The sequence below is a fragment of the Vagococcus lutrae genome, from assembly GCF_023299185.1.
Taxonomy (GTDB): Bacteria; Bacillota; Bacilli; order Lactobacillales; family Vagococcaceae; genus Vagococcus_A; species Vagococcus_A lutrae.
The window spans coordinates 2,047,796-2,058,387 of sequence record NZ_CP097017.1 but is presented as its reverse complement, the minus strand read 5'-3'; the positions used below and the strand labels follow the sequence as shown (position 1 = coordinate 2,058,387).

The window sequence follows — 10,592 nt, the reverse complement described above, 5'->3', positions numbered from 1 at the left end:
AACTCCGGCAGTAGGACTCGAACCTACGACATCATGATTAACAGTCATGCGCTACTACCAACTGAGCTATGCCGGAATAAAACACAAGCGTGGCAACGTCCTACTCTCACAGGGGGCAACCCCCCACTACCATCGGCGCTAAGAAGCTTAACTACTGTGTTCGATATGGGAACAGGTGTATCCTTCTTGCTATCGCCACCACACTTGGGCTATGTTTTTGAGTGTTGTCCACTCAAAACTGGATTTGAAGTTTTTTACAACTGACTTGAACTTACCGCTTGTGGTTAAGTCCTCGACCGATTAGTATTGGTCCGCTACATGTATCGCTACACTTACACTCCCAACCTATCTACCTGATCGTCTCTCAGGGGTCTTACTTTCTTAAAGAAATGGGAAATCTCATCTTGAGGGGGGCTTCACGCTTAGATGCTTTCAGCGTTTATCCCGGCCACACGTAGCTACCCAGCGATGCTCTTGGCAGAACAACTGGTACACCAGCGGTGTGTCCATCCCGGTCCTCTCGTACTAAGGACAGCTCCTCTCAAATTTCCAACGCCCGCGACGGATAGGGACCGAACTGTCTCACGACGTTCTGAACCCAGCTCGCGTGCCGCTTTAATGGGCGAACAGCCCAACCCTTGGGACCGACTACAGCCCCAGGATGCGACGAGCCGACATCGAGGTGCCAAACCTCCCCGTCGATGTGGACTCTTGGGGGAGATAAGCCTGTTATCCCCAGGGTAGCTTTTATCCGTTGAGCGATGGCCCTTCCATGCGGAACCACCGGATCACTAAGCCCGACTTTCGTCCCTGCTCGACTTGTTGGTCTCGCAGTCAAGCTCCCTTCTGCCTTTGCACTCTTCGAATGATTTCCAACCATTCTGAGGGAACCTTTGGGCGCCTCCGTTACCTTTTAGGAGGCGACCGCCCCAGTCAAACTGCCCATCTGACTATGTCTCCCAGCACGATAAGTGCTGCGGGTTAGATTGGTCATAACACAAGGGTAGTATCCCACCAGCGCCTCACACGATACTAGCGTACCGTCTTCTTAGGCTCCTACCTATCCTGTACATGTGTCACAAACAATCAAAATCAAATTACAGTAAAGCTCCATGGGGTCTTTCCGTCCTGTCGCGGGTAACCTGCATCTTCACAGGTACTAAAATTTCACCGAGTCTCTCGTTGAGACAGTGCCCAGATCGTTACGCCTTTCGTGCGGGTCGGAACTTACCCGACAAGGAATTTCGCTACCTTAGGACCGTTATAGTTACGGCCGCCGTTTACTGGGGCTTCAATTCTGAGCTTCGCCGAAGCTAACCCATCCTCTTAACCTTCCAGCACCGGGCAGGCGTCAGCCCCTATACGTCATCTTTCGATTTTGCAGAGACCTGTGTTTTTGATAAACAGTCGCCTGGGCCTATTCACTGCGGCTGACTTGCGTCAGCACCCCTTCTCCCGAAGTTACGGGGTCATTTTGCCGAGTTCCTTAACGAGAGTTCGCTCGCTCACCTTAGGATGCTCTCCTCGACTACCTGTGTCGGTTTGCGGTACGGGCAGCAGTCTTCTCACTAGAAGTTTTTCTTGGCAGTGTGATGTCAGAGACTTCGGTACTAAACTTCCCTCCCCATCATAGCTTGTCAACTCGGTCATAAGCATTTGACTCATCACCTGACTCACTATTTGGCCACGCTTTTCCAACTGCGTGGATTCTCCTAACCTCCTGCGTCACTCCATTGCTCAAACAAATACTACTGGTACAGGAATATCAACCTGTTGTCCATCGCCTACGCCTATCGGCCTCGGCTTAGGTCCCGACTAACCCTGGGAGGACGAGCCTTCCCCAGGAAACCTTAGTCATACGGTGGACAGGATTCTCACCTGTCTTTCGCTACTCATACCGGCATTCTCACTTCTAAGCGCTCCAGCCGTCCTCACGATCGACCTTCAACGCCCTTAGAACGCTCTCCTACCAACGTTCCATACGGAACGTTCCACAGCTTCGGTAGTATGTTTAGCCCCGGTAAATTTTCGGCGCAGGGTCACTCGACTAGTGAGCTATTACGCACTCTTTAAATGGTGGCTGCTTCTAAGCCAACATCCTAGTTGTCTGTGCAACCCCACATCCTTTTCCACTTAACATACATTTTGGGACCTTAGCTGGTGGTCTGGGCTGTTTCCCTTTCGACTATGGATCTTATCACTCACAGTCTGACTCCCGGACAGAAATAATGGCATTCGGAGTTTATCTGAATTCGGTAACCCGGGATGGGCCCCTAGTCCAAACAGTGGCTCTACCTCCATTATTCTACACGTCCGAGGCTAGCCCTAAAGCTATTTCGGAGAGAACCAGCTATCTCCAAGTTCGTTTGGAATTTCTCCGCTACCCACACCTCATCCCCGCACTTTTCAACGTACGTGGGTTCGGTCCTCCAGTGCGTTTTACCGCACCTTCAACCTGGACATGGGTAGATCACATGGTTTCGGGTCTACGACTACGTACTCATTCGCCCTATTCAGACTCGCTTTCGCTACGGCTCCGCTTCTTCAGCTTAACCTCGCACGCAATCGTAACTCGCCGGTTCATTCTACAAAAGGCACGCCATCACCCATTAACGGGCTTTGACTTGTTGTAAGCACACGGTTTCAGGTTCTATTTCACTCCCCTTCCGGGGTGCTTTTCACCTTTCCCTCACGGTACTGGTTCACTATCGGTCACTAGAGAGTATTTAGCCTTGGGAGATGGTCCTCCCGGATTCCGACGGAATTTCACGTGTTCCGCCGTACTCAGGATACTCATAGGTGTGCGACTGATTTCGCCTACGGGGCTTTTACCCACTCCGGCTGACCTTTCCAGGTCGATTCGACTATCATTCAACACTACCATGGCTGAGTCCTACAACCCCAACAAGCAAGCTTGTTGGTTTGGGCTCTTTCCGTTTCGCTCGCCGCTACTAAGGAAATCGAATTTTCTTTCTCTTCCTGCAGGTACTTAGATGTTTCAGTTCTCTGCGTCTACCTCTAATACGCTATGTATTCACGTAAAAGTAACAGCCTATGAAAGCTGCTGGGTTGCCCCATTCGGAAATCTCTGGATCATAGCTTACGTACAGCTCCCCAAAGCATATCGGCGTTAGTCCCGTCCTTCGTCGGCTTCTAGTGCCAAGGCATCCACCGTGTGCCCTTCTTCACTTAACCTCATTGCTAACACAAAGTGTTAGGCTTTTGGCTTCCGCTAACTAGCGATAGTTAGTTCCACCAATCCTCATTGTTTAGCGTTTTGAACTTAATTGTTAAAAACTCTTTCAACGCGGTGTTCTCGGTTTGTTGTAAAAATTTTACTTCAATATCCAGTTTTCAATGAACAACTATAATGTTTGAGAGTAAACCTCTCAAAACTGAGCAAAGTAAGAACGAACTGTGTAGTTTCCGTAATATTCCTTAGAAAGGAGGTGATCCAGCCGCACCTTCCGATACGGCTACCTTGTTACGACTTCACCCCAATCATCCATCCCACCTTAGGCGGCTGGCTCCCGAAGGTTACCTCACCGACTTTGGGTGTTACAAACTCTCGTGGTGTGACGGGCGGTGTGTACAAGGCCCGGGAACGTATTCACCGCGGCGTTCTGATCCGCGATTACTAGCGATTCCGGCTTCATGCAGGCGAGTTGCAGCCTGCAATCCGAACTGAGAACAGCTTTAAGAGATTAGCTAAACCTCGCGGTCTCGCAACTCATTGTACTGTCCATTGTAGCACGTGTGTAGCCCAGGTCATAAGGGGCATGATGATTTGACGTCATCCCCACCTTCCTCCGGTTTGTCACCGGCAGTCTCGCTAGAGTGCCCAACTGAATGATGGCAACTAACAATAAGGGTTGCGCTCGTTGCGGGACTTAACCCAACATCTCACGACACGAGCTGACGACAACCATGCACCACCTGTCACTTTGTCCCCGAAGGGAAAGCTCTATCTCTAGAGTGGTCAAAGGATGTCAAGACCTGGTAAGGTTCTTCGCGTTGCTTCGAATTAAACCACATGCTCCACCGCTTGTGCGGGCCCCCGTCAATTCCTTTGAGTTTCAGCCTTGCGGCCGTACTCCCCAGGCGGAGTGCTTAATGCGTTTACTGCAGCACTGAAGGGCGGAAACCCTCCAACACTTAGCACTCATCGTTTACGGCGTGGACTACCAGGGTATCTAATCCTGTTTGCTCCCCACGCTTTCGAGCCTCAGCGTCAGTTACAGACCAGAGAGTCGCCTTCGCCACTGGTGTTCCTCCATATATCTACGCATTTCACCGCTACACATGGAATTCCACTCTCCTCTTCTGCACTCAAGTTCCCCAGTTTCCAATGACCTTCCCCGGTTGAGCCGGGGGCTTTCACATCAGACTTAAGGAACCGCCTGCGCTCGCTTTACGCCCAATAAATCCGGACAACGCTTGCCACCTACGTATTACCGCGGCTGCTGGCACGTAGTTAGCCGTGGCTTTCTGGTTAGATACCGTCAAGGTGAGAACAGTTACTCTCTCACTTGTTCTTCTCTAACAACAGAGTTTTACGATCCGAAAACCTTCTTCACTCACGCGGCGTTGCTCGGTCAGACTTTCGTCCATTGCCGAAGATTCCCTACTGCTGCCTCCCGTAGGAGTCTGGGCCGTGTCTCAGTCCCAGTGTGGCCGATCACCCTCTCAGGTCGGCTATGCATCATGGCCTTGGTGAGCCGTTACCCCACCAACTAGCTAATGCAGCGCGGGCCCATCCATCAGTGACACCCGAAAGCGTCTTTTATCTTTCTGTCAGGCGACAAAAAGAATTATGCGGTATTAGCACCTGTTTCCAAGTGTTATCCCCCTCTGATGGGCAGGTTGCCCACGTGTTACTCACCCGTCCGCCACTCCTCTTTCTCGGTGGGTGCAAGCACCCGGTGAAAAAGAAGCGTTCGACTTGCATGTATTAGGCACGCCGCCAGCGTTCGTCCTGAGCCAGGATCAAACTCTCATTAAAAGTATGATAACATCCGAAGATGTTTAGCTCATTTGTTGTTTGCTAGCGAATTGACTTCACTATCAGTTTTTATAAAAAACTGTAAAATTGTGTTTGTTTTTACACTTGTAAAAACGCCCTACACATTTGGTTCGTCTTACTTTGTTCAGTTTTCAAAGGTCTACTTCGTTGCCGTTTGTGACAACCTCTAAATAATATCACAGTTAGTTGACTGTGTCAACAACTTTTTTGAAATTATTTTTTATTTGTTTTTTTCGTTGTCGTTTGTGACAACTTCTAAATAATATCACGATTAGTTGAATCCGTCAACTATCTTTTGAAAAAATATTATTTGTTTTTTTGCCGTCGCTTTTAAAAGCGACAACTTTTAAATCTTAGCACATAATTAATATCAATGTCAACTATTAAAATAAAAAAAGCTAGGAACGATTAATATAATATTTGTGCTGATAAATACTATATCAAACTTCCTAGACATTTGCAAGTATGAATTATTGAAAGATTGGAACGCCAGTCACTTGACCTCGACTTAAGACTTTGCGTAGAGTTTCAGGTGTTTCCCATTGAAAAGACTTCGCAATGTTTTTCACTTCTTGATTTTCATCAATTTCAAAAACATATAATGGTATCTTCTTATCATCGACCTGCACATTTGTTAATTCAACTAAATTCAAATTTGTGACATCAACTAATACATCTGTTTTTAAACGATGAAGAATTGAGGCTAAACTTGTGTAAGTTTCTTCAATTGTGGTCATGATAAAATCAAATTCTGTTTGATTTTGCTTCACTAAAAACTTTTTACTTCCATCTACACCATTTAATATCACTGTTCCAGCAACAAGTTGATTCCCCACAACTTCCACCTCTGTTTTCATTGATTTCCAACATTTGCCAACCTTTTTAATCAACTATAACATATTTTCAGAAAAAAAACACTTATTTATCTGAAAGGCGTGTCATGGCTTCCTCAATCCAAGCTGGCATATTATCCGCTAATGATTGAAAGCCTATCTCATGATGTGGATGCGTAAAGAAATGCTTTTTTCGATAGCGTCGCGTGTAATTTTCTTGGCTAAGACTTCTTAAGGAAAGGCTACATTTTTTTGTATACTCATCTATATCAATAATTTGGACAGTTACCTCCTGTCCAATTTCAAGATATTCTGCAATATCTTTGATATAACCTGATTTCACTTCCGAAATATGGATTAAGCCTTGAAACTCATCATCCACTAAAACAAACGCTCCGTATGGTTGTATACCTGTCACGACACCTGTTACAATGTCTCCTATTTTATACGTCATGACCATCACTCAATTATAAAGTAATCTCGATCGTGTCGATGACCACATCATGGACAGGTTTGTCTTGTGGGCCACGTTGAACGTTCGCGATTTCTTCCACAACCGACATCCCATCTAATACGTGACCAAAGACTGTATGACGGAAGTCTAACCAAGGTGTACCGCCTTTTCGGTAAGCTTCTATGATTTCTTCAGGAAAACCTGCATCTTGCATTTGTCCAATCATATTATCAGGCATTTGATTGCTTTGAACGATAAAGAACTGACTACCGTTTGTATTTGGGCCTGCATTCGCCATAGAAAGAGCCCCTTTAAGGTTGAATAATTTATCTGAAAACTCATCTTCAAATGCTTCACCATAAATACTCTCACCACCCATACCTGTACCTGTTGGGTCGCCACCTTGAATCATAAATTCTGGAATAACGCGATGAAAAATAACACCGTCATAATAACCTTTTTTTGATAATTCAATAAAGTTTTCAACTGTTTTAGGGGCGTGTTCTGGGAATAATACTATTTGAATATCGCCTCTATTGGTTTTGATTGTCGCTTTTGGACCTTGTTGATTTTGTAAATCTAATTGTGGGTAACTCATATTTATCGCTCCTCTTCAAATTAACTGTTCTTTACTATCATACCCAATAATTTCTCTTTTTACTATCATAAAGTTTTAAAATAAAAAGTTTGGCTTATCTTTAAATTTTCACTATAATATGAAAGGATAAGGTAGATAAATGAAAAAGATGGAGGTCTTTTCTTAATGACTGAAACAAAAGAGATATTCGATATTATTATTATCGGTGGTGGACCTGTTGGTATGTTTGCTTCCTTTTATGCTGGAATGAGACAAGCAAAAACGATGATTATTGAAAGTTTACCCGCTCTAGGTGGTCAACTAACAATGTTATATCCTGAAAAAGAAATTTATGATGTCGCTGGCTTTCCACATATAAAAGCCAAAGATTTAGTTACTAATCTTCACGAGCAAATAGATATGTTTAATCATGATATTCACTTAGAAGAGACGGTTAAACACATTGAGCCTCTAGAAAACCAATTGCTCGAAGTAACGACATCAAAAGGATTATATATAACAAAATCAGTGATCATTGCAGCTGGAAACGGCTCTTTCCAACCACGTCGACTAAAAATAGACGACATTGAACCGTGTGAGCAAAAATCTATGCACTATCATATTACTAATCTTGAGCGTTTTAGAGATAAAGAAGTATTAATCGCTGGCGGTGGTGATTCTGCTATTGATTGGGCGCTTACTTTAGAAAATATCGCCAAGACCGTGCATGTCGTGCATCGTCGTAATCAATTTCGCGCACTTGAACATAGTGTCGACTTACTAAAACAATCGTCCGTTCAAGTTCACACTCCTTACGTCATTCAAGCAATCGAACACGAGGAAGGTCAAATTCACACTGTTACCTTACATAACCCGAAAGAAGACTTGAAGGAAACGTTGATGATTGATGAATTAATCGTCAATTATGGTTACAGTTCTTCTCTAGGCCCTATTAAAAATTGGGGTCTCGATTTAAACAAACAATCTATTTCGGTAAATAGCGATATGTCTACCAATATTCCAGGTGTTTATGCCTGCGGTGATATCGTAACGTACGATGGGAAAGTGGCACTCATTGCTACTGGTTTTGGCGAAGCTCCCACAGCTGTTAATAATGCGTTACATTTTGCTAATCCTGATTTACGTGTCCAACCTGGACATAGTACTAGTTTATTCGAAAAAAACAGAACAGAGAAAAGAGGAAACTAAATGGTAACAGATAAAAACATTTTAGAAATGACAGCACGCAACTTACTCAATGAACGTGGTGTTTCCGTTGATGATATAGCGGAACTCGTCCATTTTTTACAAGCTCCCTACGTTGAAAATCTGGATTTAAAAACCTGTGCTGAAAATGTTGATAACGTCTTGAAAAAAAGAGAAGTCCAAAATGCTATTGTGACAGGGATTCAACTTGATATATTAGCGGAAAAAGAAGCATTGCTTGAACCACTTCAAGAAATCGTGACGAGCGATGAAGGGTTGTATGGAATCGATGAAATCATGGCGCTATCGATTGTCAACGTATACGGGTCAATTGGTTTTACCCATTATGGTTATATTGATAAAGTAAAACCAGGTATCCTTGAAAAACTAAACGACAAAAATAGTGGGCACGTTCATACATTTTTAGATGATATTGTCGGTGCGATAGCTGCCGCTGCTGCCAGTCGTCTAGCACATGCCAAAGAAGGTATTGAATCATAAAAAAAGAGTTGCGATGATGAAAATCGCAACTCTTTTTAATTTATGACGCGCCATTGACGTTTTCCTTGAACATAAGCAATCCCCACAAACAGTTCAAACAATATAATCGCTAACACAAAAGAGTGCATGAAAAACATCTCTGGTAAGACGGTTATAATGGGGTCTGTTACTGGATCGAAAAGCCACGCATCGTTATTAAAAAATAACTGATGAAATAACACAAAAAAGGTATCAAATCCTACAAACATAAAAAAGGCTAACACAACTGGCACAATCGCGGCTAATTGGAAAAATCGCGTAAAACGCCACCATTCATTGCGTTTCCAAGAATAATGCATAAACCAAATAGCTGGAAAGAAAGATAAAAGTAATACGGCGTAGTTTAATAAAAACAAGCGTTTCACTTCATAAAAATGTAAAGCACCTGATGCTGAAACAGGAAAATCAGGTAGTGAAAGTGTTGTATTCCACGGGATATTTAAATATCCTAACAAGGCACGATAATTTCTTAATAAATCTTTTTCGCTTAAATCAACCTGATCAAGAATATTCAAAAACGAAATATCAAACTTATAAAGGGGAACCGCATTAATCGTTAACGTAATTGCTAACGAAATAAAAAATAATAAAACGATGGTAAGATAGGTCCGCTCTTGCCATTTCATCATAGCTTGTTACTCCATTCATCCAGACTGTCCAAAACATAAGTTGGCGCTATTGGAAGAGAAGCCACTTCTTCTTTTTGAGTAAATCCTGTTAAGACGAGCAAGGTGTCCATCTCATTTTGAATCCCTGTTTGTATATCTGTTTCATAGTTATCACCCACCATGATGACTTCCTCTTTTTTTAAACCTAGGCGAGCTAGAGCTCCGTCTAAAATATAATGATATGGTTTTCCGATATATACTGGGTCGACTCCAGTGGTCGTTTTAAAAAATCGTACCATAGAGCCTGCGCCTGGCAACAGTCCTTGCTCAGTTGGAATGTTTTTATCAGGATTTGTTCCTATAAAATGCGCGCCGTTTTGAATAGCTAGGGTCGCTAGCGTCATTTTATGATAAGAAATCTCTTTATCTAATCCCACAACGACATAATCTGGATTCTCTTCATCCCAAATATAGCCCGCCTCTTCAATAGGATTAACAAGCCCTTCCTCACCTACAACATACACTTTATTGCCAAGATTTTTTTGCTTCATATAATCGACAGTTGCCAATGAAGCGGTATAAACTTGTTCTTCTTCCACATGAATATCAAACGCATCTCGCAAACTTTCAACAACGGTTTTGGGGCGACGTGTCGTATTGTTCGTGACAAATAAAAAAGGAATATTTTTAGCTTGTAATGTTTCGATAAAACGTTTGCCTGCTGGTATCAGTTCATTCCCACGATAAATCGTCCCATCTAAATCAATTAAATAACCTTGATATGTCATTTCTCTGTTGCTCCCTTTTCATCTGTTTGTCGAATAGTAAAATTACGCGTTGGTTTTGAAGTCTCTTCTTTACGCTGGTCATCTTGTTTCTTACCAGTTTTTTTTCGTATTTTACCTTTTCGTTTATTTTTATTTTGTGAGACTGTTTGTTTTTTCTCATCAATATGAGCCGCTGCTTTTTTCTTTTTCTCAGGTTCACTTTGGATTTTTTCTAACACAAAGTAGGCACAGCCAAAATTACAGTACTCGTATAAATAATCAGCTAATGTTTCGATGCGTTGATCGACAGGCGTTCTTTTTTTATGATTATGAAAGAACCCTTTTAAACGAAGCTGTTCGTAGCCCATATCTCCTACGATAAAATCATATTTTCTTAAAATGTCACTATATCTTTCATCAAACAGACTCATATCAAAAGATTCACGATAATCTTTTACTAGTTCGTATATGTCTTGATTGATTCGATAATGTGTATCAGATATTTTTTCAATATATTTTAACGGTTCTTTTACTGTTTCTTGTACTTGTTCGTCAATCACTTCTTGAATATTCTTTTCTGTCAT

At 42.9% G+C, this 10,592-nt stretch carries 8 protein-coding genes, 1 tRNA gene and 3 rRNA genes; 2 read left to right on the top strand and 10 right to left on the bottom strand.

Annotation, left to right across the window (positions count from 1 at the left end; genetic code table 11):
• Positions 1-2: 2 nt before the first annotated feature.
• The 7 genes from M2919_RS09920 to M2919_RS09890 all read right to left on the bottom strand — a co-directional run bounded on the left by M2919_RS09920 (position 3) and on the right by M2919_RS09890 (position 6,908).
• Positions 3-76: transfer RNA gene (locus tag M2919_RS09920), tRNA-Asn, on the bottom strand.
• A gap of 11 nt (positions 77-87) precedes the next feature.
• A 5S ribosomal RNA gene (rrf, locus tag M2919_RS09915) occupies positions 88-203 on the bottom strand.
• A gap of 77 nt (positions 204-280) precedes the next feature.
• Positions 281-3,195 (bottom strand): 23S ribosomal RNA (locus M2919_RS09910).
• Positions 3,196-3,442: 247 nt separating this feature from the next.
• A 16S ribosomal RNA gene (locus M2919_RS09905) occupies positions 3,443-5,002 on the bottom strand.
• Together the 16S, 23S and 5S rRNA genes with 1 tRNA gene alongside form the textbook arrangement of a ribosomal RNA operon.
• A gap of 491 nt (positions 5,003-5,493) precedes the next feature.
• Complete coding sequence (locus M2919_RS09900) at positions 5,494-5,880, bottom strand: hypothetical protein (protein ID WP_126760599.1); 387 nt, start codon at positions 5,878-5,880, stop codon at positions 5,494-5,496.
• A gap of 61 nt (positions 5,881-5,941) precedes the next feature.
• A complete protein-coding gene (locus M2919_RS09895; protein ID WP_248848797.1) occupies positions 5,942-6,310 on the bottom strand; it encodes a CvfD/Ygs/GSP13 family RNA-binding post-transcriptional regulator in 369 nt (122 codons plus the stop codon).
• A gap of 13 nt (positions 6,311-6,323) precedes the next feature.
• The gene (locus tag M2919_RS09890; protein WP_248848796.1) at positions 6,324-6,908 is read right to left on the bottom strand and encodes a peptidylprolyl isomerase; all 585 of its coding nucleotides are present in this window, start codon (positions 6,906-6,908) and stop codon (positions 6,324-6,326) included.
• 165 nt (positions 6,909-7,073) lie between these two features.
• Between M2919_RS09890 and M2919_RS09885 the strand changes: the two genes are divergently transcribed.
• Both M2919_RS09885 and M2919_RS09880 read left to right on the top strand, forming a co-directional pair.
• Entirely contained in the window at positions 7,074-8,096 is a 1,023-nt protein-coding gene (locus M2919_RS09885; RefSeq protein WP_248848795.1) for an NAD(P)/FAD-dependent oxidoreductase, read from the top strand.
• Positions 8,097-8,594, top strand: a complete 498-nt coding sequence (locus tag M2919_RS09880) for a phosphatidylglycerophosphatase A family protein (RefSeq protein WP_248848794.1) — start codon at positions 8,097-8,099, stop codon at positions 8,592-8,594. It abuts the gene before it with no gap.
• Between the two features lie 35 nt (positions 8,595-8,629).
• On the opposite strand, the gene M2919_RS09875 is transcribed toward M2919_RS09880, so the two are convergent.
• From M2919_RS09875 to M2919_RS09865, 3 genes are read right to left on the bottom strand one after another with little or no spacing between them, the layout of a single operon-like run.
• A complete protein-coding gene (locus M2919_RS09875) occupies positions 8,630-9,262 on the bottom strand; it encodes a TIGR01906 family membrane protein (protein WP_248848793.1) in 633 nt (210 codons plus the stop codon).
• Complete coding sequence (locus tag M2919_RS09870) at positions 9,259-10,029, bottom strand: TIGR01457 family HAD-type hydrolase (RefSeq protein ID WP_248848792.1); 771 nt, start codon at positions 10,027-10,029, stop codon at positions 9,259-9,261. Before M2919_RS09870 ends, M2919_RS09875 begins: the two co-directional genes overlap by 4 nt.
• A complete protein-coding gene (locus tag M2919_RS09865) occupies positions 10,026-10,592 on the bottom strand; it encodes a YutD family protein (RefSeq protein ID WP_248848791.1) in 567 nt (188 codons plus the stop codon). The genes M2919_RS09870 and M2919_RS09865 overlap by 4 nt, the downstream gene beginning before the upstream one ends.

Bases quoted from the DNA above. Each gene is read 5' to 3' on its own strand.
- M2919_RS09865 (WP_248848791.1), bottom strand. From the start codon at position 10,592: ATGACAGAAAAGAATATTCAAGAAGTGATTGACGAACAAGTACAAGAA.
- M2919_RS09875 (WP_248848793.1), bottom strand. From the start codon at position 9,262: ATGATGAAATGGCAAGAGCGGACCTATCTTACCATCGTTTTATTATTT.
- M2919_RS09870 (WP_248848792.1), bottom strand. From the start codon at position 10,029: ATGACATATCAAGGTTATTTAATTGATTTAGATGGGACGATTTATCGT.
- M2919_RS09880 (WP_248848794.1), top strand. From the start codon at position 8,097: ATGGTAACAGATAAAAACATTTTAGAAATGACAGCACGCAACTTACTC.
- M2919_RS09895 (WP_248848797.1), bottom strand. From the start codon at position 6,310: ATGACGTATAAAATAGGAGACATTGTAACAGGTGTCGTGACAGGTATA.
- M2919_RS09885 (WP_248848795.1), top strand. From the start codon at position 7,074: ATGACTGAAACAAAAGAGATATTCGATATTATTATTATCGGTGGTGGA.
- M2919_RS09890 (WP_248848796.1), bottom strand. From the start codon at position 6,908: ATGAGTTACCCACAATTAGATTTACAAAATCAACAAGGTCCAAAAGCG.
- M2919_RS09900 (WP_126760599.1), bottom strand. From the start codon at position 5,880: ATGAAAACAGAGGTGGAAGTTGTGGGGAATCAACTTGTTGCTGGAACA.